Origin of the sequence: Salmonella sp. 32010601201800023SM (assembly GCF_017572235.1) — a bacterium.
In the GTDB taxonomy this organism is placed as follows: Bacteria; Pseudomonadota; Gammaproteobacteria; order Enterobacterales; family Enterobacteriaceae; genus Salmonella; species Salmonella enterica.
Genome location: NZ_JAGEQS010000004.1, coordinates 207,958 through 234,516, shown reverse-complemented (window position 1 = coordinate 234,516; position 26,559 = coordinate 207,958). Strand labels below are relative to the sequence as shown.

General features: G+C 52.0%; 25 protein-coding genes and 6 tRNA genes. 15 read left to right on the top strand and 16 right to left on the bottom strand.

The window, feature by feature from the left end; translation table 11 throughout:
• Nucleotides 1-1,293 carry a transcriptional regulator PtsJ gene (gene ptsJ, locus J4617_RS14460; RefSeq protein WP_001625558.1) on the bottom strand — a complete coding sequence of 431 codons (1,293 nt, stop codon included), beginning with the start codon at nucleotides 1,291-1,293 and terminating at the stop codon, nucleotides 1-3.
• Nucleotides 1,294-1,375: 82 nt separating this feature from the next.
• Here ptsJ and pdxK point away from each other — a divergent pair, with 82 nt between their 5' ends.
• Together pdxK and J4617_RS14450 are read left to right on the top strand one after the other, a co-directional pair.
• Nucleotides 1,376-2,242: a pyridoxine/pyridoxal/pyridoxamine kinase gene (pdxK, locus tag J4617_RS14455; protein WP_000529613.1), complete on the top strand. Its 867-nt coding sequence runs from the start codon at nucleotides 1,376-1,378 to the stop codon at nucleotides 2,240-2,242.
• Nucleotides 2,239-2,478, top strand: a complete 240-nt coding sequence (locus J4617_RS14450) for a hypothetical protein (protein WP_000844541.1) — start codon at nucleotides 2,239-2,241, stop codon at nucleotides 2,476-2,478. The genes pdxK and J4617_RS14450 overlap by 4 nt, the downstream gene beginning before the upstream one ends.
• A 162-nt stretch (nucleotides 2,479-2,640) precedes the next feature.
• Here J4617_RS14450 and crr read toward each other — a convergent pair whose 3' ends face one another.
• From crr to cysZ, 5 genes are all read right to left on the bottom strand, one after another.
• Nucleotides 2,641-3,150 (bottom strand): PTS glucose transporter subunit IIA, encoded by a 510-nt coding sequence (gene crr, locus J4617_RS14445; protein ID WP_000522253.1) that lies wholly within the window; start codon nucleotides 3,148-3,150, stop codon nucleotides 2,641-2,643.
• 40 nt (nucleotides 3,151-3,190) lie between these two features.
• Nucleotides 3,191-4,918, bottom strand: a complete 1,728-nt coding sequence (ptsI, locus tag J4617_RS14440; RefSeq protein ID WP_000623114.1) for a phosphoenolpyruvate-protein phosphotransferase PtsI — start codon at nucleotides 4,916-4,918, stop codon at nucleotides 3,191-3,193.
• A gap of 48 nt (nucleotides 4,919-4,966) precedes the next feature.
• Nucleotides 4,967-5,224, bottom strand: a complete 258-nt coding sequence (gene ptsH, locus J4617_RS14435; RefSeq protein WP_000487600.1) for a phosphocarrier protein Hpr — start codon at nucleotides 5,222-5,224, stop codon at nucleotides 4,967-4,969.
• 383 nt (nucleotides 5,225-5,607) lie between these two features.
• Complete coding sequence (gene cysK / locus J4617_RS14430; protein WP_000036904.1) at nucleotides 5,608-6,579, bottom strand: cysteine synthase A; 972 nt, start codon at nucleotides 6,577-6,579, stop codon at nucleotides 5,608-5,610.
• Nucleotides 6,580-6,742: 163 nt separating this feature from the next.
• Nucleotides 6,743-7,504 carry a sulfate transporter CysZ gene (cysZ, locus tag J4617_RS14425; RefSeq protein WP_000255006.1) on the bottom strand — a complete coding sequence of 254 codons (762 nt, stop codon included), beginning with the start codon at nucleotides 7,502-7,504 and terminating at the stop codon, nucleotides 6,743-6,745.
• 231 nt (nucleotides 7,505-7,735) lie between these two features.
• Here cysZ and zipA point away from each other — a divergent pair, with 231 nt between their 5' ends.
• The 3 genes from zipA to J4617_RS14410 all read left to right on the top strand — a co-directional run bounded on the left by zipA (nucleotide 7,736) and on the right by J4617_RS14410 (nucleotide 11,029).
• Nucleotides 7,736-8,722 (top strand): cell division protein ZipA, encoded by a 987-nt coding sequence (gene zipA / locus J4617_RS14420; RefSeq protein ID WP_000983131.1) that lies wholly within the window; start codon nucleotides 7,736-7,738, stop codon nucleotides 8,720-8,722.
• A 71-nt stretch (nucleotides 8,723-8,793) separates the two neighbouring features.
• Nucleotides 8,794-10,809, top strand: coding sequence for an NAD-dependent DNA ligase LigA (gene ligA, locus J4617_RS14415; protein ID WP_017465500.1), 2,016 nt, complete (start codon nucleotides 8,794-8,796; stop codon nucleotides 10,807-10,809).
• A gap of 1 nt (nucleotide 10,810) precedes the next feature.
• Complete coding sequence (locus tag J4617_RS14410) at nucleotides 10,811-11,029, top strand: DUF3820 family protein (protein WP_001519708.1); 219 nt, start codon at nucleotides 10,811-10,813, stop codon at nucleotides 11,027-11,029.
• Here the strand turns inward: J4617_RS14410 and J4617_RS14405 are convergent.
• Nucleotides 11,026-12,024 carry a bile acid:sodium symporter family protein gene (locus tag J4617_RS14405; RefSeq protein WP_000765569.1) on the bottom strand — a complete coding sequence of 333 codons (999 nt, stop codon included), beginning with the start codon at nucleotides 12,022-12,024 and terminating at the stop codon, nucleotides 11,026-11,028. The two genes, J4617_RS14410 and J4617_RS14405, sit on opposite strands and share 4 nt — an antisense overlap.
• 89 nt (nucleotides 12,025-12,113) lie before the next feature.
• On the opposite strand from J4617_RS14405, the gene J4617_RS14400 reads away from it, so the two are divergent.
• A complete protein-coding gene (locus J4617_RS14400; protein ID WP_001109831.1) occupies nucleotides 12,114-13,040 on the top strand; it encodes a LysR family transcriptional regulator in 927 nt (308 codons plus the stop codon).
• A 61-nt stretch (nucleotides 13,041-13,101) separates the two neighbouring features.
• On the opposite strand, the gene J4617_RS14395 is transcribed toward J4617_RS14400, so the two are convergent.
• The gene (locus J4617_RS14395; protein WP_000722926.1) at nucleotides 13,102-13,863 is read right to left on the bottom strand and encodes an outer membrane protein; all 762 of its coding nucleotides are present in this window, start codon (nucleotides 13,861-13,863) and stop codon (nucleotides 13,102-13,104) included.
• 255 nt (nucleotides 13,864-14,118) lie between these two features.
• On the opposite strand from J4617_RS14395, the gene xapA reads away from it, so the two are divergent.
• From xapA to J4617_RS14375, 4 genes are read left to right on the top strand one after another with little or no spacing between them, the layout of a single operon-like run.
• Nucleotides 14,119-14,952, top strand: coding sequence for a xanthosine phosphorylase (xapA, locus tag J4617_RS14390; RefSeq protein WP_017465501.1), 834 nt, complete (start codon nucleotides 14,119-14,121; stop codon nucleotides 14,950-14,952).
• Nucleotides 14,953-15,006: 54 nt separating this feature from the next.
• Entirely contained in the window at nucleotides 15,007-16,263 is a 1,257-nt protein-coding gene (locus J4617_RS14385; RefSeq protein ID WP_065680795.1) for a nucleoside permease, read from the top strand.
• 58 nt (nucleotides 16,264-16,321) lie between these two features.
• Entirely contained in the window at nucleotides 16,322-16,480 is a 159-nt protein-coding gene (locus tag J4617_RS14380) for a DUF1427 family protein (protein WP_000658727.1), read from the top strand.
• A 51-nt stretch (nucleotides 16,481-16,531) separates the two neighbouring features.
• Nucleotides 16,532-17,416 (top strand): LysR family transcriptional regulator, encoded by an 885-nt coding sequence (locus J4617_RS14375; protein ID WP_000438886.1) that lies wholly within the window; start codon nucleotides 16,532-16,534, stop codon nucleotides 17,414-17,416.
• A gap of 162 nt (nucleotides 17,417-17,578) precedes the next feature.
• Here J4617_RS14375 and J4617_RS14370 read toward each other — a convergent pair.
• The 4 genes from J4617_RS14370 to J4617_RS14355 form a co-directional block, all read right to left on the bottom strand.
• A tRNA-Lys gene (locus J4617_RS14370) sits at nucleotides 17,579-17,654 on the bottom strand.
• A 4-nt stretch (nucleotides 17,655-17,658) separates the two neighbouring features.
• Nucleotides 17,659-17,734, bottom strand: a tRNA-Val gene (locus J4617_RS14365).
• Nucleotides 17,735-17,775: 41 nt separating this feature from the next.
• Nucleotides 17,776-17,851, bottom strand: a tRNA-Val gene (locus J4617_RS14360).
• Nucleotides 17,852-17,896: 45 nt separating this feature from the next.
• Nucleotides 17,897-17,972: transfer RNA gene (locus J4617_RS14355), tRNA-Val, on the bottom strand.
• 258 nt (nucleotides 17,973-18,230) lie between these two features.
• On the opposite strand from J4617_RS14355, the gene gltX reads away from it, so the two are divergent.
• On the top strand, nucleotides 18,231-19,646 hold the full coding sequence (gltX, locus tag J4617_RS14350) for a glutamate--tRNA ligase (RefSeq protein ID WP_000695623.1): 1,416 nt from the start codon (nucleotides 18,231-18,233) through the stop codon (nucleotides 19,644-19,646).
• 53 nt (nucleotides 19,647-19,699) lie between these two features.
• Here gltX and J4617_RS14345 read toward each other — a convergent pair whose 3' ends face one another.
• Entirely contained in the window at nucleotides 19,700-20,092 is a 393-nt protein-coding gene (locus J4617_RS14345) for a YfeC-like transcriptional regulator (RefSeq protein WP_000826514.1), read from the bottom strand.
• Nucleotide 20,093: 1 nt separating this feature from the next.
• Entirely contained in the window at nucleotides 20,094-20,456 is a 363-nt protein-coding gene (locus J4617_RS14340) for a YfeC-like transcriptional regulator (RefSeq protein ID WP_000472034.1), read from the bottom strand.
• A 221-nt stretch (nucleotides 20,457-20,677) separates the two neighbouring features.
• Between J4617_RS14340 and J4617_RS14335 the strand changes: the two genes are divergently transcribed.
• The 3 genes from J4617_RS14335 to J4617_RS14325 all read left to right on the top strand — a co-directional run bounded on the left by J4617_RS14335 (nucleotide 20,678) and on the right by J4617_RS14325 (nucleotide 23,251).
• Nucleotides 20,678-20,753: transfer RNA gene (locus J4617_RS14335), tRNA-Ala, on the top strand.
• Nucleotides 20,754-20,795: 42 nt separating this feature from the next.
• Nucleotides 20,796-20,871, top strand: a tRNA-Ala gene (locus J4617_RS14330).
• Nucleotides 20,872-21,061: 190 nt separating this feature from the next.
• Nucleotides 21,062-23,251 carry a sensor domain-containing phosphodiesterase gene (locus J4617_RS14325; protein WP_208290702.1) on the top strand — a complete coding sequence of 730 codons (2,190 nt, stop codon included), beginning with the start codon at nucleotides 21,062-21,064 and terminating at the stop codon, nucleotides 23,249-23,251.
• 52 nt (nucleotides 23,252-23,303) lie between these two features.
• On the opposite strand, the gene nupC is transcribed toward J4617_RS14325, so the two are convergent.
• Entirely contained in the window at nucleotides 23,304-24,506 is a 1,203-nt protein-coding gene (gene nupC, locus J4617_RS14320) for a nucleoside permease NupC (protein WP_000376347.1), read from the bottom strand.
• Between the two features lie 342 nt (nucleotides 24,507-24,848).
• Here nupC and J4617_RS14315 point away from each other — a divergent pair, with 342 nt between their 5' ends.
• Nucleotides 24,849-26,090, top strand: a complete 1,242-nt coding sequence (locus J4617_RS14315) for an Nramp family divalent metal transporter (RefSeq protein WP_000131734.1) — start codon at nucleotides 24,849-24,851, stop codon at nucleotides 26,088-26,090.
• A 60-nt stretch (nucleotides 26,091-26,150) separates the two neighbouring features.
• Here the strand turns inward: J4617_RS14315 and ypeC are convergent, their stop codons facing one another.
• Nucleotides 26,151-26,477, bottom strand: a complete 327-nt coding sequence (ypeC, locus tag J4617_RS14310) for a DUF2502 domain-containing protein YpeC (RefSeq protein ID WP_000490091.1) — start codon at nucleotides 26,475-26,477, stop codon at nucleotides 26,151-26,153.
• Nucleotides 26,478-26,559: the final 82 nt, after the last annotated feature.

Genomic DNA, 26,559 nt, shown 5'->3' with positions numbered 1-26,559 from the left:
TTAGCGATTTAGCGCCTGATGGACATCAGCCGCCAGCGTGTTGATCTCGCTGTCATTTAATGTCGACAGCGTGATACGTAGACCGTGAGACGGCGCGCTTACGCCAAAGGCTTCTCCCTCACGTACCAGCCAGCCGGATTTTGCCAGCGTAAACGCGGTAGCCTGGCTATGGGTGTCCAGTGGGAGCCAGGCATTCACGCCGTCGCCGGGAGAAATGGCGATGCCATATTGCTGTAGGGCGCGGGCCAGTTTTTGTTGCCGGACGGCGTAAAACAGCCGCGTTTGCGTCAGCCTGTGCTGATACTCAGGGTCGGTCAGGCAGGCGTAGACCAGATCCTGTAACAGATGGCTGACCCACTGACTACCGGCATTTAGCCGCAGCCGAAGTTTTGCCGAGGTCGCGCTGTCGCTGGCGACAATAGCAAGACGTAAATCGGGGCCGAGGGCTTTGGAAACGGAGCGTATCACCGCCCAGTGTTGCGTTGTCTGCGCAATAACCGGCTGCCAGGGCGACGAAGAAAGCAGGGCGAAGTGATCGTCGATAATGACTACTACCTGAGGGTAACGCGCCAGTATATTTTGCAGCGCAGCGGCACGGCGAGCGCTCAGGCTACAGCCGGTAGGGTTGTGCGCGCGCGGCGTTAAGATCACTGCCCGCGCGCCCTGGTTTAGCGCCTGTTCCAGCTTTTCAGGCTGCATTCCTTCGCTATCTACGCTGACCGGGCTGGCGCTAAAACCGGCATAGCGCAGCATATTGATACTGCTTAAAAAACAGGGATCTTCCACCGCGACGCTGTCGCCCGGCAGCAGATGCGCGCAAAGCAGTCTTTCAATGGCGTCGATAGCTCCGCTGGTGATATCAATTTCGCCTGCGACGGGGGTGGCATCTCGTAGCCAGCGCGCCGCCCAGGCGTGTAGTTCAGGGGAAACGGGCGCATCGCCGTAGAGATGCGGCGTGCGGCTGAGACGGGCAAAATAACGGCTAAGGTCAGGCAGACGCTGCGGATCGGGATTGCCGCCGGAAAGGTCGTGCAGAGGCGTATGCGGATCGCCGCCTTCCAGCGCTACGGGAGACGGACTGCCTTTAATCACCGTCCCATTGCGGCCTAAACTTTGCGCCAGTCCCGCCGTTATCAGCCGTTTATACGCCGCTGCGACGGTATTGCGGTTCACCTTTAATTCGCTTGCCAGCTCCCGTACCGGCGGGAGCGAATCCTCCGCCCGTAACGTGCCGGCGATAATGTGTTGACGGATACTGTCAAAAATTTCGTTAGCGGTTTTTCCGTCGATCATTATTGACCTATGACAAAATGAATTTTAGCATATGACAATGATAATGAGGCGGTAGCCTGCTGTCCAGCGAGAGGAAAATTTTATGGGACAAGAGAGTGATATTCAGTCAGTGCTCTTCGACGACAACCATCGGGCATTACAGACCGATATCGTCGCCGTCCAGTCACAGGTCGTGTACGGCAGCGTAGGCAACAGCATCGCTGTTCCGGCCATTAAAGCGCAGGGACTACGCGTGACGGCGGTCCCGACGGTGCTGTTCAGCAATACGCCGCACTATAAAACCTTTTATGGCGGCATTATTCCCGCCGAGTGGTTTGCAGGCTACCTTACGGCGTTGAATGAGCGCGATGCGCTACGTGAATTAAAAGCGATTACCACCGGTTACATGGGCAGCGCAGACCAAATTGTCTTGCTTTCGAAGTGGCTAATGGCGATCCGGGCTTCGCATCCGGAGGTGTGTATTCTTGTTGATCCGGTCATTGGCGATACCGACAGTGGAATGTATGTGCAGGCGGAAATTCCGCAGGCTTATCGCACACATTTGTTGCCGCAGGCGCAGGGGCTAACGCCGAACGTATTTGAGCTGGAGATGCTGAGTGGTAAACCGTGTCGCACGCTGGAAGAGGCGGTGGCAGCGGCGCAATCGCTGCTTTCCGATACGCTGAAATGGGTGGTTATCACCAGCGCGCCGGGCGAATCTCTGGAGACCATAACGGTTGCCGTCGTTACCGCGCAGGTCGTGGAAGTCTTTGCCCATCCGCGGGTGGCGACGGAGTTAAAAGGGACGGGAGATCTCTTCTGCGCCGAGCTGGTCAGCGGTATTGTGCAGGGGAAAAAACTGACGACCGCGGCAAAAGATGCGGCGCAGCGCGTGCTGGAGGTGATGACCTGGACACAGCAGTGTGGCTGTGATGAGTTAATTCTGCCGCCGGCAGGGGAGGCGCGATGAAGAGTTATCGGCTGGTGGTTCGCCAGCAGGGACGTATCGTGGGGCATTTTGAAACGAGCGGGCTGGACGCGCTGGAAGATATTTGCGTAGCGCGGGCGATGTTTGGCATCACTGGCGGCTATCAGTGCGAGTTGCAAGTGTCCGATTCCGAACGCAGGATGCTGGAGAGTGGCCCGGATGGGATGAAGATCCTGATGCGCGAGAAGTGCTTTCGCCCGGTGACCTCGCAGTTGTAACCCGTGGATTGGCGCTGAAATGTTCGCAACCTTGTAGGCCTGATAAGCGTAGCGCCATCAGGCAGTGCGCCACACCATCGCCGGATGGCGGCGCAAGCGCCTTATCCGGCCTACAGGCAAAAAAATGGCGCCCAAAGGCGCCATTCTTCACTGCGGCAAGAATTACTTCTTAATGCGGATAACCGGAGTTTCACCCACGGTCACGCTACCGGACAGTTTGATCAGTTCTTTGATTTCATCCATGTTGGAGATAACAACCGGAGTCAGGGTAGACTTGGCTTTTTCTTCCAGCAACGGCAGATCGAACTCGATGACCGGATCGCCAACTTTCACGCGCTGACCTTCTTCAGCAATACGCTTGAAGCCTTCGCCTTTCAGCTCAACGGTGTCGATACCGAAGTGAACGAACAGCTCAATGCCGCTATCGGATTCGATAGAGAACGCATGGTTGGTTTCAAAGATTTTGCCGATGGTACCGTCAACAGGGGCGACCATTTTGTTACCGGTTGGTTTGATAGCGATGCCATCACCAACGATTTTTTCAGCAAAAACTACATCCGGCACGTCTTCGATGTTGACGATCTCGCCAGAGAGCGGGGCAACAATCTCAATAGTTCCGGTGTCTTTCTTATCATCAGAAACCAGAGATTTTAGTTTATCGAACAAACCCATGATCTTCTCCTAAGCAGTAAATTGGGCCGCATCTCGTGGATTAGCAGATTGTTTTTTCTTCAATGAACTTGTTAACCAGCGTCATTAACTCGTCCGTTGTCGGTTGAGCAAGAGCCTGCTCTGCTAACACCTTCGCATCTTCGAAGTTCGTGTTACGGATAATCTTCTTAATGCGCGGGATAGAAATGGCGCTCATAGAGAATTCGTCCAGACCCATCCCCAGCAACAGAAGTGTAGCACGTTCGTCGCCTGCAAGCTCACCACACATGCCAGTCCATTTACCTTCTGCATGAGAAGCATCAATAACTTGCTTGATCAAGTTCAGTACGGACGGTGACATTGGCTGGTAAAGGTGTGAAATCATATCATTACCACGGTCAACTGCCAGGGTGTACTGCGTTAAATCATTGGTGCCGATACTAAAGAAATCAACTTCTTTGGCTAAATGACGCGCAATTGTCGCCGCAGCCGGTGTTTCCACCATCACGCCAATCTCAATGCTTTCGTCAAATGCTTTACCTTCGTCACGCAGTTCCTGTTTGTAGATTTCAATCTCTTTGCGCAGCGCGCGAACTTCTTCAACAGAGATGATCATCGGGAACATAATGCGCAATTTACCGAAAGCGGAGGCACGCAGAATCGCGCGAACCTGGTCACGCAGGATCTCTTTGCGATCCATGGCGATACGCACGGCGCGCCAGCCCAGGAACGGGTTCTCTTCTTTCGGGAAGTTCATGTACGGCAGCTCTTTGTCGCCGCCAATGTCCATGGTACGGACGATAACCGCCTGCGAGCCGCACGCTTCAGCGACCGCTTTATAGGCGGCAAACTGCTCTTCTTCCGTCGGCAGCGCGTCGCGATCCATGAACAGGAATTCAGTACGATACAGACCAACGCCTTCCGCGCCGTTGCGCTCAGCGCCTTCAACGTCACGAACGGTACCGATGTTGGCGCAAACTTCAACCTGATGTCCATCCAGCGTGATTGCCGGCAGATCTTTCAGTTTAGCCAGTTCCGCTTTCTCGGTCGCAACCTGCTCCTGGACGGCGCGCAGTTGCTCAATAACATCGTTGGTCGGGTTGACGTAAACCTGGTTGTTTACGGCATCCAGAATCAGATAATCGCCGTTTTTCACCTGAGCGGTGACGCTACCGGTACCTACGATCGCCGGCAGTTCCAGAGAACGCGCCATGATGGAGGTATGAGACGTGCGTCCGCCCGCGTCGGTGATGAAGCCCAGCACTTTCTGCAGGTTCAGCTGCGCGGTTTCTGACGGCGTCAGGTCAGCGGCAACCAGGATAACTTCTTCCTGAATCGCGCTCAGATCGATAATGGCCAGACCCAGGATGTTGCGCAGCAGGCGCTTACCGATATCACGTACGTCAGCCGCACGCTCTTTCAGGTATTCGTCATCCAGTTCTTCCAGGGCAGTGGCCTGACCTTCGATAACTTCATGTGCGGCTGCGTCAGCCGTCATGTGCTTATCTTTAATCAGGGCTATGATTTCCTGCTCCAGCTCCTCATCTTCGAGCAGCATAATATGCCCTTCAAAGATGGCTTCTTTTTCTTCACCGAACGTTTCACCAGCTTTTGTCTTGATCGCTTCCAGTTGCGCAGATGCCTTGGCACGACCGCTCAGAAAACGTTCAACTTCCTGATCAACCTTGTCGGCAGAAATTTTTTTCCGGTCAATGACGATTTCGTCTTCTTTCAGCAGCAGTGCTTTGCCGAAAGCGATACCCGGGGATGCTAAAATGCCTGAAATCATAACCCTACCTTACTTGTGACTGATTTTTAAAAGAACCCGGAAAAAAACTTACTCGAGTTCCGCCATCAGTTTGACCAGATGTTCAACCGCTTTCTGCTCATCTTCACCTTCTGCGGAGATGGTGACGACGGTGCCTTGAGTCAGGCCCAGAGTCTGCAGTTTAAACAGGCTTTTCGCGCTGGCGCTTTTGCCGTTGGAAGTCACAGTAATCTCAGAAGTGAAGCCTTTTGCTTCTTTAACAAACTGAGCAGCAGGGCGGGTGTGCAGACCGTTCGGAGCGGTAATGGTAACTTCTTGCTGGAACATTGTATTTCCCCAACTTATAGGTTTAGTGTTGTGGAACTAAAGTCTAGCCTGGCGGCTCAACTTTAGCCTGTATTGTTAGCGCCGGCGTAAACGGGACGCGACACAAAAGGTGTTCTACGCAATCCGTTGCTGGCAACTTATGGCCGCTGACGTTTCGCTCGTCATTAAACATTATGCCGCGAAAGGAAGAGTTGAACCAAATCATAAAATCGATTCAGCTAACGCTTTTCCTGTAACGATTAATTTCGCGCATCAAAATAATTAGTCTGGTTAAATACCAGTTCCGGCAGGGTGAATCAATGCCAGGTGAGGTGAAAGTTTGAAGCAGGCCACAAAAAAGCACCCAAAAAGGTGCTTTTTTACGCGTTTTTAACATGCTGGCATCACTGTTGCAGTTCTTTCTCAGTAAAGAGATCGGCGAACAACGCGGTGCTCAGATAACGCTCACCTGATGAAGGTAGGATAACCACAATATTCTTATTGGTAAAGCTTTCATCTTCCTGCAGCTTAAGCGCTGCAGCAACCGCGGCACCGGAAGAAATTCCTGCCAGAATACCTTCCTCTTCCATCAGACGGCGCGCGGTAGAAATGGCTTCTTCATTGGTGATGCCAACCACTTTATCAATCAGTTTCAGATCCAGGTTGCCCGGGATGAAGCCTGCGCCGATGCCCTGAATTTTATGCGGGCCTGGTTTGATCTCTTCACCAGCCAGCGCCTGGGCAATAACCGGGGAGTCAGTGGGTTCTACCGCAACGGTGATAAGATCGGTTTTACCCTTCGTCCCTTTGATATAACGCGTGACGCCGGTTAACGTACCGCCAGTGCCGACGCCGGAGATAAACACATCCACCTGACCATCGGTGTCTTCCCAGATTTCCGGGCCGGTGGTTTTTTCATGGATTTCCGGGTTGGCAGGGTTGCTGAACTGCTGGAGCAGGAGATATTTTTGCGGATCGCTGGCGACAATTTCTTCGGCTTTCTGAATAGCGCCTTTCATCCCTTTCGCCCCTTCGGTCAGCACCAGATTCGCGCCTAATGCTTTGAGTAGCTTGCGGCGTTCAATGCTCATGGTTTCCGGCATGGTCAGGGTGAGTTTGTAACCGCGCGCGGCGGCGACATACGCCAGCGCAATACCGGTGTTGCCGCTGGTCGGCTCCACCAGTTCCACGCCAGGTTTCAGTACGCCACGCTTTTCGGCATCCCAAATCATATTGGCGCCGATACGGCACTTGACGCTGAAGCTCGGGTTGCGCGACTCCACCTTCGCCAGAATGCGTCCATTACCGATACGGTTCAGTCGAACCAGCGGCGTATGACCGATAGTCAGCGAGTTATCTTCATAAATCTTACTCATGGCCTGTCCTTAACTGTATGAAATTGGGATACCTTCCCAGCATACCTTCCAGCCAGATATGGGGAAGTAAGGATTTCGCATATCTATATGCTGATGGGAAATAATGGTTATCAGTATGGAATAAGAGACAGCATAAGCCATCTCTTATTTATACATTTTTACGTTATTTCCATAACGCGTGCTTAGCACGCCAGCAATCAACCCACATTGCCGTCGCGCCACAGACGGCGACAGGCATAATGAACAGGTTAAGCACCGGAATCATCGTAAAGAGGCTGGTGAGCGCGCCAAATTGCATATTCGCCACCTTCTGCGTGCGCAACGCGGCGCGCATCGTTTTAAACGGCACTTTGTGGTTATCAAACGGATAGTCGCAATACTGAATCGCCAGCATCCAGGCGCTGAACAAAAACCACAGCACCGGCGCGATGGTTTGGCCAATGCCAGGAATAAAATAGAGAATCAGCAGCACAATAGCGCGCGGCAGATACCACGCCAGCTTTTGCCATTCACGTTTCATAATGCGCGGTACATCTTTCATGATGCCGAGTATGCCTGTATCTGGCGGCGTGGCGCCGGTTAACCGCGCCTCAAGCTGTTCGGCTAAAAGGCCGTTAAACGGCGCGGCGATCCAGTTGGCGAGGGTAGAGAAAAAATAGCCAAAGACCAACAGAACAGAGATAACCGCAATCGGCCACAGCAGATAGCTCAGCCATTGCAGCCAGTCCGGCACATGACTCATCAACGAAGGTATCCAGGCGTCAAGTTGGGTAAACAGCCACCAAAATGCGCCGCCCATCAGCACAATGTTGACCAGCAAAGGTAAAATAACAAAGCGGCGGATTCCCGGTAGGGTGACTAACTTCCATCCTTGCGAGAAATAATAGACGCCGCTACGTGGTACGGTTGTGGATGATGAAACCATATTCAGGACATACTCCTTTTTCTTAAAGCCCTGGGTAAACGTGGGATATCTTACCCGGTTATCAGACGGTGGATAGTTCGGAAATGTTCGAAAAAACAGCAAAAAGCACATTTTCCTTCATCTTTATGCTGCGAAAGCCAACAGTACACTTGCACTTGACGTAATCGGCAAATACTCTTAGTGAGTAAATGTTTGCCGTGGTGGCAAGGTGTTAGAACAACAGAGAATATAATGATGCAGGATTTGCGTCTGATATTAATCATTGTTGGCGCGATCGCCATAATCGCTTTACTGGTACATGGTTTCTGGACCAGCCGTAAAGAACGATCTTCTATGTTCCGCGATCGTCCACTAAAACGCATGAAATCGAAACGCGACGACGACTCGTATGACGACGATGTCGAAGAAGACGAAGGCGTGGGTGAAGTTCGTGTTCACCGCGTAAATCATGCCCCCGGCCAGTCGCAGGAGCATGATGCCCCTCGTCAGTCGCCGCAACACCAGTACCAGCCGCCTTATGCGTCTGCGCAACCGCGTCCAGCGGCGCCGCCGCAGCCGCAAGCGCCGATGCAACAGCCGGTTCAGCAACCGGTCCAACCTGCGCCGCAGCCTCAGCAGGTTCAGCCATCTGCGCCGCCGGTACAGCCGCCGCAACAGCAGTCTGCACCGCCGTCGCAAGCGCCGCAGCCTGTTGCGCAGCCCGCGCCGCCGCCATCAGCGCAAACCTTCCAGCCTGCGGAACCTGTGGTTGAGGCGGAACCGGTAGTGGAAGAAGCGCCGGTTGTGGAAAAACCGCAGCGTAAAGAGGCGGTCATCATTATGAACGTCGCGGCCCATCATGGCAGCGAGCTTAATGGTGAAGTGTTACTGAACAGTATTCAGCAGTCAGGCTTTAAATTTGGCGATATGAATATTTTCCATCGTCATTTGAGCCCGGACGGCAGCGGCCCGGCCTTGTTCAGTCTCGCGAATATGGTCAATCCGGGAACGTTCGATCCTGAAATGACGGACTTCACTACGCCTGGCGTCACTATCTTTATGCAGGTACCGTCTTACGGCGATGCGCTGCAGAACTTCAAGCTGATGCTGCAATCCGCGCAGCATATCGCTGATGAGGTCGGTGGCGTCGTGCTGGATGACCAGCGTCGGATGATGACGCCGCAGAAACTGCGCGAATATCAGGACCGCATCCGCGAGGTGATGGACGCTAACGCCTGAGGTTAACGCAGGTGTGACATTTTTAACGTAACCCCCGCCTGTCGGGGGTTTTTTATCATTGATGGTGTGATATGGAACCAATCGAACAACAACTGACAGAACTGCGAACCACGCTTCGCCATCATGAATATCTGTATCATGTGATGGATGCGCCAGAGATTCCCGACGCCGAATATGACCGCCTGATGCGGGAACTGCGAGAGCTGGAGGCGCAACGTCCGGACCTTATCACGCCGGATTCGCCCACGCAGCGCGTTGGCGCGGCGCCGCTGACGGCATTCAACCAGATTCGCCATGAAGTACCGATGCTGTCGCTCGATAACGTATTTGATGAAGAAAGCTTCCTGGCGTTTAACAAGCGAGTGCAGGATCGTCTAAAAAGCACGGAAAATGTCATCTGGTGCTGCGAGCTAAAGCTGGATGGTCTGGCGGTCAGCATTCTGTATGAAAACGGCGTGCTGGTGAGCGCTGCGACGCGTGGCGACGGCACCACCGGTGAAGATATCACTTCAAACGTGCGCACGATTCGCGCCATTCCGTTAAAGCTGCACGGCGATAACATTCCGGCGCGTCTTGAAGTTCGCGGAGAGGTATTTTTACCGCAGGCCGGGTTCGAAAAGATCAATGAAGACGCGCGCCGCACTGGCGGCAAAGTGTTTGCTAACCCGCGTAACGCGGCGGCGGGCTCGTTGCGTCAGCTCGATCCGCGTATTACGGCGAAGCGACCGCTAACATTTTTCTGCTACGGCGTCGGTATTCTGGAAGGCGGCGAGTTGCCGGATACGCATCTGGGACGTTTGCTGCAATTTAAAGCGTGGGGGTTACCGGTCAGCGATCGCGTGACGCTGTGCGATTCTCCCCAGGCGGTTCTGGATTTTTATCGCAACGTCGAAAAAGATCGCCCCACGCTCGGTTTTGATATCGACGGCGTGGTGATTAAGGTCAACTCGCTGGCTTTGCAGGAACAGCTGGGCTTTGTGGCCCGCGCGCCGCGCTGGGCGGTGGCGTTTAAATTTCCTGCTCAGGAGCAGATGACTTTTGTGCGCGATGTTGAGTTTCAGGTCGGGCGCACCGGGGCGATTACGCCGGTGGCGCGTCTGGAACCGGTTCAGGTGGCTGGTGTGCTGGTCAGCAATGCCACGTTGCATAATGCCGATGAAATTGAGCGACTTGGCTTGCGCATTGGCGATAAGGTGGTTATCCGTCGGGCAGGCGATGTGATCCCTCAGGTGGTCAACGTGGTTCTGTCCGAACGCCCTGAAGAGACGCGTCCGATTGTGTTTCCAACGCACTGTCCGGTGTGCGGATCGGACGTAGAGCGCGTCGAAGGCGAAGCCGTTACCCGTTGTACCGGCGGGCTGATTTGCGGCGCGCAGCGTAAAGAGTCGCTGAAACATTTTGTGTCGCGCCGGGCGATGGATGTAGACGGGATGGGCGATAAGATCATCGACCAACTGGTGGAAAGGGAGTATGTCCATACGCCAGCGGATCTGTTCCGTCTGACGGCGGGTAAACTGACCGGCCTGGACCGAATGGGGCCAAAGTCCGCGCAAAATGTTGTAAACGCGCTGGAAAAAGCCAAAGCGACGACCTTTGCGCGTTTTCTCTATGCGCTGGGCATCCGTGAAGTGGGTGAAGCGACGGCGGCGGGGCTGGCGGCGTATTTCGGCACGCTGGAGGCGCTGCAGGCTGCCACCATTGACGAGTTGCAGAAAGTACCCGACGTGGGGATTGTGGTCGCTACGCACGTCTTTAACTTTTTTGCCGAAGAGAGTAATCGTGACGTGATTGTGCAGCTACTGGCGGAAGGGGTTCACTGGCCCGCGCCGGTAGTCATTAATGTGCAAGAGATCGATAGCCCGTTTGCCGGTAAAACCGTGGTACTAACCGGTAGCCTGAGCCAGATGTCCCGCGATGACGCTAAAGCGCGTTTAGCGGCGCTGGGCGCGAAAGTGGCAGGCAGCGTATCGAAGAAAACCGATCTGGTGATTGCCGGTGAAGCGGCGGGCTCCAAACTGGCCAAAGCGCAGGAACTGGGTATTACCGTGATTGATGAAGCGGAAATGATCCGCTTACTGGGTGCCTGAGATGGAAAAAGAGCAGCTGGTTGAAATCGCCAACACCGTGATGCCCTTTGGCAAATATCAGGGACGTCGATTGATCGACCTTCCGGAAGAGTATTTGCTGTGGTTTGCCCGTAAAGATCAATTTCCGGCGGGTAAACTAGGGGAGTTGATGCAAATCACGCTGCTGATTAAAACCGAGGGGCTGACGCAACTGGTACAGCCCCTGAAACGCCCGCTTTAAGCTTTCGCGGCGCGGCTTTCCTGCTGCGCCTGTAACTTCTCGGTCTGGCGTTTGTAGCGCCGCGCCAGCCCTGCGCAGACCATCAGTTGGATCTGGTGGAAGATCATCAGCGGTAATACCATCATACCCAGCACTGACGTCGGAAACAGAATATTGGCCATCGGGATCCCGTTGGCCAGGCTTTTTTTCGAACCGCAGAAGACAATAGTGATTTCGTCGGCTTTATTGAAGCCGCATTTACGGGCGACAAAGACGTTAATGGCTATGACGATCGCCAGCAGTATGAGGCTGACCACGACGATAAACAGCAGCGATCCCCAGCCGACTTTGTGCCAGATGCCGTTGACCACCGCTTCGCTGAACGCCGAGTAGACCACCAACAGAATAGAGGTCTGATCCGTTTTCGCGATCCACTTTTTGTTGCGCGCGACCCAATTGCCGATCCACGGGCGAGACAGGTGTCCCAGCACAAAAGGCAGCAGCAGTTGCAGCATAATTTTGCCCACCTCTTCCAGACTGCCCTGCGCGCCATGAATATTCATTACCAGACCGACCAGCAGCGGCGACAGGAAAATGCCCAGCAGGCTGGACGCAGACGCTGAGCACACCGCGGCCGCGACGTTACCGCCCGCGAGTGAAGTAAACGCAATCGCAGACTGCACGGTGGCGGGCAAAATACACAGATACAGAAAGCCGCTGTAGAGCATAGGGTCGACATTGACAGGCGCCCACCAGGCAAACAGTACGCCGAGGACAGGAAAGAGCACAAAAGTGCTGCACATGACCCACAGATGCAACCGCCAGTGGCTGCCGCCAGCGATGATCGCTTCACGCGAAAGCTTCGCGCCATGCATAAAAAACAGCAGAGCGATGGCCGCTGTCGTAATGCCTTCAACGACAGGCACAAAGCCGCCTTCCGCCGGGAAAAAAGAGGCCAGTAGTACCACGGTGATAAGTGTCAGCGTGAAAGGGTCAAGGATACGAAAAAGTTTCATAAAAACTCCTGAAAGTCGGTGCAGCTATTTTGCGTTTTTCGCTTTGAGAAATAAAATTGATTTATTGCATCTATATATGAATCTAGTCGATGAACTATTCACTGCGTCAACTGCGTATTTTTATTACCGTCGCCCAGGCCAAAAGTTTCAGTCGGGCAGGGGACAGGATTGGACTGAGCCAGTCTGCGGTCAGTCATAGCGTAAAAGAGCTGGAGCGGCAAACCGGCGTCAGACTGCTGGATCGCACCACGCGTGAGGTGGTGCTGACCGAGGCGGGGCAACAACTGGCGACGCGTCTGGAGCGGGTGCTTGATGAACTGAACAGCATACTGCGCGATGCAGGCAGAGTAGGGACACAATTAACCGGCACCGTGCGCGTTGCCGCGAGCCAAACCATTTCTGCGCATCTTATTCCGCAATGCATTGCCCAAAGTAATTCACTTTATCCCGCTATTGATTTTGTATTGCACGATCGTCCGCAGCAGTGGGTGCTGGAGAGCATCCGCCAGGGTGAAGTGGATTTTGGCATCGTTATCGATCCCGGCGCAGCGGTGGATTTACAGTGTGAAGCCATCTTATCAGAGCCTTTTTTACTGTTGTGTCGCCAGGATCATCCGCTGGCGCATCAGGAATGGGTAAGCTGGCAGGATCTTAAACAGGCCTCGCTGGTCTTACAGGATTATGCTTCCGGCAGTCGACCGCTGATTGATGCGGCGCTGGCCCATTTTGCTATTGAGGCGGATATCGTGCAGGAGATTGGTCACCCGGCCACGCTGTTTCCAATGGTGGAAGCGGGAATCGGCATCAGCGTGCTGCCCGCGCTGGCGTTACCGCTCCCGCAGGGCAGCCACTTACAGGTTAAACGGCTGACGCCCGTAGTTGAAAGGCAGCTCATGCTGGCGCGGCGAAAAAACCGATCGCTCTCCACGGCGGCGCAGGCGTTGTGGGACGTGGTGCGTACTCAGGCCAGCGAATTAACCGCCGCGAGGGCGAAAGATCCGCTGTATCAGCTATAAATATCTATCTGTCCGTGTGTGAGGTGCGGTCTTGCCCTGCCATTTTTGACAGGGCAGTGTGTTAAAACAGGTATTTGATGGAATAAATAATGCCATCCTGCAGGAAGGATTCTCCTAACTTATTATCAGCGTAACGATATTGTACTCCTGCGGTCAGGTGAGGAGTCGCATTCCACCACAGCGCTACTGCGCCATTAATGCCATCTTTCCCGCCATTGCCCGCAGCGTAGGACGCATCGCGGTCAAACTCATACTCATTCCAGTTCGTTACGCTGAATTTCTCACTACCCAACGAGAAGCTATAGCCGGCCACCCAACCTAATACATAACCATTATCGCCTGTGTAGTAGGTCTGATCGGTATAACGTTTGGCAAAGAAGGGTTTAAACCAGTAACCGTTACCTGTGAAGTTATAGCCTAAACCATAGAGAAACATGTCATCATGGAAATTAGCGCGATGAGGTGAACCGTACGTCCCGTAGGCATGGAGATAGAGGTTTAATCCTGTATCGCCCAGATAAATACGGTTGGTATTTTTAAAGGTGTAACGCTGTTCGCTGCCTGGTTTAGCGTGGCGGCCATTGTAAAAATTTTCCCAGTCGAAGAACCCGTACATTTCTCCCCAGCTAAAATTCGCTCCGCCTTCCAGTTCCAGGTACCCAAAATCATCTTTATGGGATTTTTTACTGGTTTTTTCCGTGGTGTCTGATGTCCAGTCGAGGTAATGGAGGCCGATATCGGCGAACCCGCCTTTAAATTCCGCATGGGTGAGTGCGGGAATAATGAGTAAAGAAGAAAGCGTCAGAGTAAGAATTTTTTTCATAGCATATTTCCCTATGCCGATAATTATTAATGGGTTAATTAAAAAGAGGCAATTTATAAATATGAAAGCGGCATATTGTTAATATGAAGTGCAAGCAAAAACCAATACTGTTTTCCCACTGTATTAATACAGAAGCGATCTAAATCTATCGATATTAAATGGCTATTGATGACACGTGAAAAGTGTATTGGTCAGCAAGGGGCGATGGTCGTTATAAAAAGGAGTCAAATTAAATCCGATAGAACAAGGAAACTTATGCCTCACGCTATTTTTTCTCATAATCCTGAGTATTGTGTTGATATTATTCATGCACATAAACCGGCATTTACCCCGCGCGTCGCGTTTATTTTAGGCTCCGGGTTGGGTGCTCTGGCGGATCAAATCGAAGATGCGGTAGCCATTTCTTACGAGAAATTGCCGGGATTTCCCGTCAGTACCGTACACGGCCATGCTGGTGAACTGGTGCTCGGCCATCTGGCGGGTGTTCCGGTGGCCTGTATGAAAGGCCGCGGACATTTTTATGAAGGGCGTGGAATGGCGGTGATGACCGATGCCATTCGCACGTTGAAATTACTGGGCTGTGAAGTGTTGTTCTGCACCAATGCGGCAGGATCTCTGCGTCCGGAAGTGGGGCCGGGTAGCCTGGTTGCGCTTAGCGATCACATTAATACGATGCCCGGTACGCCGATGGTGGGGCCAAACGATGATCGTTATGGCGATCGCTTCTTCTCGCTGGCTAATGCTTATGACGCAGATTATCGCGCCATGCTTCAGTCCGTTGCGGCAGAGGAGGGATTCCCCCTCACTGAAGGCGTATTTGTTTCTTATCCGGGTCCGAACTTCGAAACGGCGGCAGAAATCCGCATGATGCAGATTATTGGCGGCGATGTGGTCGGAATGTCCGTTGTCCCTGAGGTGATTAGCGCACGTCATTGTGGTCTCAAAGTTGTTGCCGTCTCAGCGATCACCAATCTGGCGGAAGGGCTGGGCGATGTAAAACTCTCCCATGCGCAAACGCTGGCGGCGGCTGAACTTTCCCGGCAGAACTTTATCAATCTGATTTGCGGCTTTTTACGTAAGCTGGCCTAAACACAATGACTACGGCCCCGTATTGGGGCTTTATCTCACGGCAAGGAATAAAAAATGGGTATTACGTCCCGCTTAAAAGTCATGTCGTTCTTGCAATATTTTATCTGGGGGAGCTGGCTGGTTACCCTGGGCTCTTACATGATCAACACTCTGGATTTTACCGGCGCGAATGTCGGTATGGTCTACAGCTCAAAAGGACTGGCAGCGATTATCATGCCGGGCATTATGGGGATCATTGCTGATAAATGGCTGCGCGCTGAGCGAGCCTATATGCTTTGCCATCTGGTTTGCGCGGGGGCGTTATTATACGCCACCACCGTTACCGATCCCCAGACGATGTTCTGGGTGATGTTGGTTAATGCGATGGCGTATATGCCAACGATTGCATTATCCAATAGCGTTTCGTACTCCTGTCTGGCGAAAGCAGGTCAGGATCCGGTAACGTCATTTCCGCCTGTGCGCGTTTTCGGCACAATAGGTTTTATTGTTGCGATGTGGGCGGTGAGCCTGATGGGGCTGGAACTGAGCAGTGCGCAATTATACATCGCTTCTGGCGCATCGTTATTGCTGGCCCTGTATGCGCTGACGTTACCGAAAATTCCGGTAGCCGAGAAGAAGGCGAACACCACGCTTGCCAGTAAGCTCGGACTGGATGCTTTTGTTCTGTTTAAAAATCCACGCATGGCAATCTTCTTTTTGTTTGCGATGATGTTGGGGGCGGTGCTGCAAATTACCAATGTCTTCGGTAATCCGTTCCTGCATGATTTTGCCCGTAATCCTGAGTTTGCCGACAGCTTTGTGGTGAAGTATCCCTCTATCTTGCTTTCAGTTTCGCAGATGGCGGAAGTGGGCTTTATCCTCACCATTCCGTTCTTCCTTAAACGCTTTGGTATTAAAACGGTAATGCTGATGAGCATGCTGGCGTGGACGCTGCGTTTCGGCTTCTTTGCCTTTGGCGATCCATCCCCGTTTGGCTTTGTGCTATTGCTGCTGTCGATGATTGTTTATGGCTGCGCATTTGATTTCTTCAACATCTCAGGGTCAATATTTGTAGAGCAGGAGGTGGACTCAAGTATTCGCGCCAGCGCGCAGGGGTTGTTTATGACCATGGTTAACGGCGTGGGGGCGTGGATTGGGTCTCTTTTAAGCGGTATGGCCGTGGATTATTTTTCTATTGATGGCGTAAAAGATTGGCAAACCATCTGGCTGGTCTTTGCCGCCTACGCTCTGGCATTGGCCGTTATTTTTGCATTGTTCTTTAAATATCAGCACCATCCAGAAAAACTGTCGACCAAATCATTAGCACATTAATTTTATTTGACTGGCGAGAGGATGTTCGCCAGTCCATTTTTATGAACAAGGACACAGCATGAAAGAAATTATTCTCTCCTCCGGTATTGGATTTGGTATTGGCGCATTTTTTACTTTATGCCGTATACCTATTCCCGCACCAAATGTTTTACCCGGGGTATTATCTATTGTATTTATGTATATTGGGTATCTTGTCGTTAAATCTATTTTTTACTAGGTAATATGGTAAATTCCAGACGTTATCCCTTATTCCTGGAGTGCGATAGTGATGGAACGAGCCCATCGTATTGATCTAAAGCTATTACGTTATTTCCTCGCTGTTGCAGAAGAATTGCATTTTGGCCGGGCTGCTGCCCGGTTAAATATGTCACAACCTCCCTTGAGTATCCATATCAAAGAACTTGAACAGCAACTGGGTACATTGCTGTTTATTCGTCATTCCCGCAGCGTTGCATTAACCCATGCCGGGAAAGTTTTAATGGAGGAGTCACGTCGCTTGTTAGCCAATGCAAATCAGGCGCTGGCGCGAGTGGAGCAGATTGGTCGCGGTGAAGCGGGGCGCATTGAACTGGGTGTGGTTGGTACGGCGCTGTGGGGAAGAATGCGTCCTGCGATGCGTCACTTTTTGAAAGCAAATCCCAATGTTGAAGTACTTTTTCGCGAAAAGTCTCCAGGTATGCAAATGGCGTTGTTAGAGCGTCGGGAACTTGATGCAGGGATCTGGCGTATGGCTATCGAACCAGCAGTCGGTTTTACCAGCATACGTTTGCATGAATCTGCATTCATGGTTGCAGTTCCGGAAGATCACGATCTGGCATCCAGAGATTCTGTGCCGCTGTCGGCGTTGCGCAATGAATATTTTGTTACGTTGCCTTCCGTACATTCTGATTGGGGATTTTTACAACGTGTATGCCAACAGGCGGGTTTCTCGCCAATGATTATTCGGGAAGTGGTTGAGCCGCAAACGGTGTTGGCGATGATCAGTATGGGGATCGGGATTACGTTGATGGCTGATGGCTATGCGCAAATGAGCTGGCCGGGTGTGGTGTTCCGTCCGTTAGAGGAACGTATTCCGGCGGATTTGTATATTGTGTATGACCAGCAGCAGGCAACGCCAGCACTGGAGAAACTGGTGGCGGCGTTGACGGTATGATGTCTGTGCCGGATGGCGACTAACGTCTTATCCGGCCTACGCGGCGGTGTCGTCTGTAGGCCTGATAAGCGCAGCGCATCAGGCAAGACCCGAACCTGCTGCAGGTTCGAATCTTCCATATCGCAGATAGTAAAAAAGCGCCTTTAGGGCGCTTTTTTACATTGGTGGGTCGTGCAGGATTCGAACCTGCGACCAATTGATTAAAAGTCAACTGCTCTACCAACTGAGCTAACGACCCGAAGTGGTGGGTGATGACGGGATCGAACCGCCGACCCCCTCCTTGTAAGGGAGGTGCTCTCCCAGCTGAGCTAATCACCCACTTCGGTACTTCACAATAAGAAATTTAGCTGGCGAGAAAGTGGTGGGTGATGACGGGATCGAACCGCCGACCCCCTCCTTGTAAGGGAGGTGCTCTCCCAGCTGAGCTAATCACCCACTTCTCAATTTCTTATCTACACGGCGGAGACTACATAAAGTAGTTGGTGGGTGATGACGGGATCGAACCGCCGACCCCCTCCTTGTAAGGGAGGTGCTCTCCCAGCTGAGCTAATCACCCCCGCTGTGTGGAGTCGCATTATAGGGAGAGTTGAAAATGAGTCAACGCATTTTCTAAAGTTTTTGTTTGTTCGTCGTAAAATTAAACAAAACGATCGTGAATTACCCCGCACTGCATGATTTCTATACGGAAATAGCAAAGCGCAGCGTTCTGACCGGATCAACATTGAGGAATCAAGCCACAGTGATAGAATACAAGGCTATTCATCTTTCCAGGATTTGCCGGTTGTCGGCATCTTTATAAACGTAAGGCCATTTCATGAAAATCAAAACTCGCTTCGCGCCTAGCCCGACAGGTTATCTGCACGTCGGCGGCGCGCGTACTGCTCTTTATTCCTGGCTTTTCGCACGTCACCACGGCGGTGAGTTCGTGCTGCGTATTGAAGACACCGATCTTGAGCGTTCCACGCCGGAAGCCATTGAAGCCATCATGGATGGTATGAACTGGCTGAACCTGGAATGGGACGAAGGCCCATATTTCCAGACCAAACGTTTTGATCGCTATAACGCGGTGATTGACGAGATGCTGGAGGCGGGAACAGCCTATAAATGCTACTGCTCTAAAGAGCGTCTGGAGCAACTGCGTGAAGATCAGATGGCGAAAGGCGAGAAGCCGCGTTATGACGGGCGTTGCCGTCACAGCCACGAACATCATGCCGACGATGAGCCATGCGTGGTGCGCTTTGCCAACCCGCAGGACGGTTCCGTTATTTTTGATGATCAGATCCGTGGGCCGATCGAATTCAGCAATCAGGAGCTGGACGATCTGATCATTCGTCGTACCGACGGTTCGCCGACCTACAACTTCTGTGTGGTGGTGGACGACTGGGATATGGAAATTACTCATGTGATTCGTGGCGAAGACCATATCAACAATACTCCGCGCCAGATTAACATTCTGAAAGCGTTAAACGCGCCGGTGCCGATGTACGCGCATGTGTCGATGATTAACGGCGACGACGGTAAAAAGCTGTCTAAACGCCACGGTGCGGTGAGCGTGATGCAGTATCGCGATGACGGTTATCTGCCGGAAGCGTTGCTGAACTATCTGGTGCGTCTGGGCTGGTCCAGCGGCGATCAGGAAATCTTCACCCGCGAAGAGATGATCAAGCTGTTCTCCCTCGGTGCGGTGAGCAAGTCTGCGAGCGCGTTCAACACCGATAAACTGCTGTGGCTGAACCACCACTATATCAATACGCTGGCGCCGGAATATGTGGCGACGCATTTGCAGTGGCATATCGAGCAGGAAAATATCGACACCCGTAACGGCCCGCAGCTTGCTGAACTGGTGAAGTTGCTGGGTGAGCGCTGCAAAACTCTGAAAGAGATGGCGCAGAGCTGCCGCTACTTCTATGAAGACTTCAGTGAGTTTGACGCCGATGCGGCGAAAAAACACCTCCGCCCGGTGGCGCGTCAGCCGCTGGAAGTGGTGCGCGACAAGCTGTCGGCGATTACGGACTGGTCAGCAGAAAACGTCCACCACGCGATTCAGGCCACGGCGGATGAGCTGGAAGTGGGGATGGGTAAAGTGGGGATGCCGCTGCGTGTGGCTGTGACCGGTGCCGGGCAGTCGCCTGCGCTGGATGTCACCGTACATGCGATTGGTAAAACCCGCAGCATTGAGCGCATCAACAAAGCGCTGGGCTTTATCGCCGAGCGTGAAAGCCAGCAGTAACGCCAGCTGAAACAGAATAAACGGCAGGGCAGACGCCTGCCGTTTATTATTTGTTAGTCCGCCTCATTGATACCTAAACGCGTCAGAAATCCGCGAATACCTTCCCGCGATAAAAACAGCGCCAGTTTTTCCTGTTCCTGAGCAGACATATTTTCAACGGCATCAATAATTTGTCGATAAGCGTGACTGTGCGCCGCGTTCGCATATTCTGCGAAAGCTTCTTCCGCCTGATAAAACGCAGGCAGTTTGCGAAAAGCCGGAATATTGAGAATAAATTCCCGCACGCTGGCATCAATATGGATGAGCCTTGCGCGTCCGCCTTTGACGCCGGGAAATTTTTCGGTTTTCCAGTGTTGTTCTCTGATCCAGCGATTGACGGTTTGTCTGGCCACGCCGAGGCATTCAGCCAGCTCTTCAGTGGTCATTTTACTGCGTAATCTTTTCATATTATTTGCTATCGCGTATCCCTAAGCGTTGTAACAAACCGGTAATCCCTTCACGCACGAGGAGAGAGGTAAACTGTTTCTGCTCGGATGAGGTCATCTCTTTGGCGAGCGTCATGAGCAGCGCTTCAAGCGATGCGTTGCTGGCAGGCGTGAATGTGTCTGCGTGATGGTCAACTGAACGTTCAGCGCTGCGGATATATTCACGAACCTGTTCGTTTACATGAACCAGACGGGCTTTACCGCCCTGGACGCCAGGTTTGGGCGATGTTGCCCAGCCTTCTTTCCGTACCCATTTATTGATGGTTTGTCGGCTGTAACCGGTGAGATTAGCGAGTTCTTCTGGCGTCATCCGTTCCTTGAACATAACGATTCCCTGAATAGTCGTGGGGTTAATTAGTGGTTCATTTTATAGCACCATTTTAGTCGAAACCGTGACGTGTTTAACTACTGAATGCGAGTTGTGCCGCAATGTCCTTTATTTGAATGCTTTTTCAGCGATTGAATTCGGCAAGTTCATTTTGCCGTTGACACATGCCGAGGGAATTCATATGATGCCGCCCGTCAACTCGACAAGCTTTACGTAGTGGGGCTATAGCTCAGCTGGGAGAGCGCTTGCATGGCATGCAAGAGGTCAGCGGTTCGATCCCGCTTAGCTCCACCAAATTTACTCCCGATAAATTTGGCGTATACGTAAAAGCACTATGGGGCTATAGCTCAGCTGGGAGAGCGCTTGCATGGCATGCAAGAGGTCAGCGGTTCGATCCCGCTTAGCTCCACCAATATTCGAACCCTCGCTGAAAAGCGGGGGTTTTTGCTTTTTGTCACAAAATTTATGGCCTCTGATCCGCTCTTCAGGTGCGTTTGTTTGCCGCTGCTTTTGCGGTCAATATGAGCTTTTGTTAGATTGCTTCATAATGCGAATATACTTATTATTCATGCGCCTTATATAATGATGTGAGCATTAAAGCAATGCCGGATAAGTGTAACGTATTAAAAAATATAAAAATATTCTTACTGGCCTTCTGCCTGACCGTTCCGGCTATTCTGCTATCTCGTCTCATTTCTCCCCGCGCCACAATTGATTCCAGCTATATCTTTCTGGCCTGGCTACCGCTCTGCGTCATGTTTTCCGTGCTGTTTTTATTTGGCCGCCGTGGCGTCGCGCCGATGGTAGGCGGAATGATGTTGACTAATGAATGGAATTTTCATTTACCTCTGCCACAGGCGATGGTGCTGCTATTTTGCCAGACGTTTCCCGTGTTGCTGGTTTGCGCTATCGTACGCTGGCAGCTGGGCGCGCGCTGGCGCTACGGAATACCCAACCAAGGCATCTGGCTACGCGTTTTCTGGTTAGGGTTAATGACGCCGTTTGGCATAAAAATCAGTATGCATCTGGCGGGGCACTACCTGGCTTTCCCGGTGACCATCTCTACCTTCTTTGGCACCGGCACCGCTATTTTCTCGATTGTTGATTTATTGAGTCTGATTTCTGCCGCGCTTATTTTTACCCTCTTTTTCTATTATCCGCTGCGGATGATAGTCAGCCCGCACTATATTCGTATTTTCTGGCGGAGGGATATCGCTCCTTATCTCGCCAAAGAAAAACGCCTGTTTACGCTTCTCTGGTTTGCCACTCTGGCGACGCTATTAGCGGTGCTGTGTACGCCTTTCGAGACAAAGTATATTGCTGGCTATCTGGTGCCAGTCCTGTTCATTGGATTTACCATCGGCGTGGGGAAAATCAGCTATCCGCTGTTGAATTTTAGTTGGGCTCTCACTGCGCTATTCCTGCTTAGCTATAACCGCAATTTTCTGCAGGGCGTGGGCTCAGAATATTCGCTGGCATTTATCCTTTCAGTTCTCATTTCTTTTAGTATTTGTTTGTTGTACATGGCGCGGATTAATCAACGCAGCGAATGGTTGAATCGACAATGGCACTCGCAGGCATTGACCGATCCGTTGACGCAACTGCCTAACCTGCGCGCGCTGGAGCAGTTTCTTTTACAGGATGCCGGGCAAAGCGTGTGTTATCTACGCATGGAAAACCTGGAATTTCTGAGCCGTCATTACGGTATGCAGATGCGCGTGCATTGCGAACGCGAGGTGTTTCGCGTATTGCAGCCGCTGCTGCTGGAAAAGGAGAAAATTTTCCATCTGCCGGGCAGTGAATTATTGCTGGTATTGACGGGACCGGAGACGGAAGCCCGCCTGCAATATATGCTTAATGTGCTTAATAACCGCAAAATTTACTGGAACAATACCGGTCTGGACATGGAATACGGCGCATCGTGGGGAACATTCGATGGTCGCCAGGAAACCTTGCAACCGCTGTTGGGGCAGTTAAGCTGGCTGGCGGAGCAATCCTGTTCGCATCGTCGGGTGCTTGCACTGACCCAGAGTATTGAAGCCGCTTCCGGGCAGACGACGGAACGGGTGCTACGGTTGCAGAAAATCCGTCAGGCGCTGGAGCGTGGCGCGCTGGTTTTGTATGCGCAACCCATTCGCGACGCGCAGGGAAAAGGGTATGACGAGATTCTGACGCGGCTTCGGTGCGACGACGGTATCATGATGCCGAATCAGTTCATTCCGCTTATCGCCCAGTTTAACCTGAGCGTACGGTTTGATATGCAGGTGATGGAAGCGCTCCTGCAATGGTTGTCCGCGCATCCTTCGGCGGAGCAGGGGGCGCGTTTTTCGGTTAATTTGATGCCGCTGACGCTGCTGCAAAAAGAGACGGCGTCGCGCATTATGCAGCTTTTTAAACGCTATGGCGTCCCGCCTGCTTCGGTCATCATCGAAATTACTGAAGAACAGGCCTTCTCTGATTCCGAAATCAGTATGCACAATATCAACCAGCTGCGTAAGTTTGGTCTAAAAATCGCCATTGATGATTTCGGCACCGGTTATGCAAACTATGAACGGCTAAAACGCCTCAAGGCGGACATCATTAAAATCGACGGTTGTTTCGTAAAAGATATTCTGACGGACTCCCTGGATGCGATGATTGTGAAATCCATCACTGATTTAGCGAAAGCGAAATCGTTGAGCGTCGTGGCTGAGTTTGTTGAAACGCCTGCGCAGCGCGATCTGCTATTGCAGCTTGGCGTACACAGTTTGCAGGGATATCTGATTGGCCGCCCGCGCCCGTTAGGCAAATAAGCGGCATAAAAAAACCGGGGATAGCTCCCCGGTTTCTACATTAAACCCAGACTTACAGTACCAGCGCCGCGATAGAGGCGGACAGTACGCTCACCAGCGTAGAACCGTAAACCAGTTTCAGACCAAAACGGGAAACCACGTTGCCTTGCTCTTCGTTCAGGCCTTTAATCGCGCCCGCAATAATACCGATGGAAGAGAAGTTCGCGAAGGACACCAGGAAGACGGAGATAATGCCTTCAGCGCGTGGAGAGAGGGTAGAGGCGATTTTCTGCAGATCCATCATCGCCACGAATTCGTTGGAAACCAGTTTGGTCGCCATGATACTTCCTACCTGCAGCGCTTCACTGGACGGTACGCCCATTACCCATGCGACCGGGTAGAAGATGTAACCCAGAATGCCCTGGAAGGAGATGCTGTAGCCGAACCAACCGGTAACCGTTGCGAACAGCGCGTTCAGCGCCGCGATCAGCGCGATGAAACCGATCAGCATCGCCGCGACGATAATCGCCACTTTAAAACCTGCCAGAATGTACTCGCCCAGCATTTCGAAGAAACTTTGGCCTTCATGCAGGTTCGACATCTGAATATTTTCTTCGCTGGCATCAACGACATAGGGGTTGATCAGCGACAGAACGATAAAGGTGCTGAACATGTTCAGAACCAGCGCTGCGACCACATATTTAGGGTCCAGCATGGTCATATACGCGCCCACGATAGACATGGAAACGGTAGACATTGCGGTCGCCGCCATGGTGTACATGCGGTTACGGGACATTTTGCCGAGGATATCTTTATAAGCGATAAAGTTCTCAGACTGGCCGAGGATCAGCGAGCTGACGGCGTTAAAAGACTCCAGTTTGCCCATACCGTTTACTTTGGACAACAGAAAACCAATAGCGCGGATGACCACTGGCAGAACGCGGATATGCTGAAGAATACCGATCAACGCGGAAATAAAGACGATCGGGCACAATACTTTCAGGAAGAAGAACGCCAAACCTTGATCGTTCATACTGCCAAAGACGAAGTTTGTCCCTTCGTTGGCAAATCCGAGCAGTTTTTCAAACATCTCGGAGAAACCTTTTACGAAGCCAAGGCCAACATCCGAGTTCAGGAAGAACCAGGCCAGTAATACTTCGATAACAAGTAACTGAATGACGTAACGAATGCGAATTTTTTTACGGTCGCTGCTAACCAGCAGTGCGAGTACCGCAACAACGGCAAGCGCCAGGACAAAATGAAGGACGCGGTCCATATTTGCTCCAAATATGAGGCAGGTTTAATTTTCGTGCACATTCTATGCAACAGCCGTAAAGAAAACGAGATCCAACACACACTATAATAAGGACCTGTGACGAGATTCAAAATTAGTGATCTGTAATACACTTTTACTGTACTGAATATGAAAATGAAAAGTTATATCAGTGTGCTAATCTTGTAATGTTAAGCCAAACTGTTCTGATACAGGTCGTCATCGTATCGGTCTATCGTTTCACACTATCAAAGTAATCACCCGTACCCATTGAAATGCACTTGATAATCATTATCAATAAACATAGCATGAAACATAGCAAAGGCTATGTTTTTGAGGCAAAAGATGACTGACAATCGCGTAGAGAATAGCAGCGGACGGGCGGCGCGCAAGCTAAGGCTCGCATTAATGGGACCTGCGTTCATTGCCGCGATTGGTTATATCGATCCCGGTAACTTCGCGACCAATATTCAGGCCGGCGCCAGCTTTGGCTACCAGCTACTCTGGGTGGTGGTCTGGGCGAACCTGATGGCGATGCTGATTCAAATCCTCTCGGCAAAACTCGGAATCGCCACGGGCAAGAACCTGGCGGAGCAAATTCGCGACCATTATCCGCGCCCGGTAGTCTGGTTTTACTGGGTACAGGCGGAAATCATCGCGATGGCCACCGATTTAGCTGAATTTATCGGCGCAGCAATAGGTTTTAAGCTGATCCTGGGCGTCTCTTTATTACAGGGCGCGGTATTGACCGGTATCGCGACGTTTCTGATTTTAATGTTACAACGCCGCGGTCAAAAACCGCTTGAAAAAGTCATCGGCGGTTTACTGCTTTTTGTCGCCGCCGCTTACATTGTGGAACTGTTTTTCTCTCAGCCTGATATGGCGCAGCTCGGCAAAGGAATGGTTATCCCGGCGCTACCGAACCCGGAAGCCGTATTCTTAGCCGCCGGCGTGCTTGGCGCGACGATTATGCCGCACGTGATTTATCTGCACTCGTCATTAACACAGCATCTGCACGGCGGAACGCGGCAACAACGGTACTCAGCAACGAAATGGGATGTCGCTATTGCCATGACGATTGCCGGTTTTGTCAATCTGGCAATGATGGCGACCGCCGCGGCGGCGTTTCATTTTAGCGGCCACACTGGCATCGCCGACCTCGATCAGGCATACCTGACGCTGGAACCGTTACTAAGCCATGCGGCGGCAACGGTGTTTGGTCTTAGTCTGGTAGCGGCAGGGCTTTCCTCCACCGTGGTAGGGACTCTGGCGGGGCAGGTGGTGATGCAAGGGTTTGTCCGTTTTCACATTCCGCTGTGGGTACGGCGCACCATTACCATGCTGCCCTCATTTATTGTGATTTTGATGGGGCTGGACCCTACCCGAATTCTGGTGATGAGCCAGGTGCTGCTGAGTTTTGGTATTGCGCTGGCGCTGGTGCCGCTCCTGATTTTCACCAGTAACGCTACGCTAATGGGCGAGCTGGTGAACACGCGGCGGGTAAAACAGATTGGCTGGATAATTGTCGTGCTGGTCGTCGCCCTGAATATCTGGTTACTGGTTGGAACGGTGATGGGATTGTCATAAAGACAGAAAGATAGCAGGCCCGATGCGTGGGCGTCATCGGGCTATTATTCAGCAGGAGGCTTAGTGATGATGTTTGTGACCCCGGCCTCGCCCGCGATGATCGTCGCGATCGCGCCAGCCTTCCCGATAACCGCGTTCATACGCTTTACGCTTATCCCAGCCGCGATGATAGCCGTTGTCATGGCGCCACCAGCGATTTTTACGCCATTCATAATGGTTGTGCCAGTAATCACGGTCGCGCCAGCGACCACCGTCCCAGTAGTTACCGTAATCATCGCGATCGCCAATCTGTAATTTTATTGAGGGCAACAGGGTGATTTCGCCCGCATTCGCGGCAAGCGGTGTAAAAGCCAGCAAGGCTGCCGCCAGAATCAGTGACCTGAACATACTTTCTCTCCTTCACGATCGAGCCGTCGCCGGCCTGTTAATGCAATATTACAAAGCAGTAAAGATTTATTTCATCGCCTTA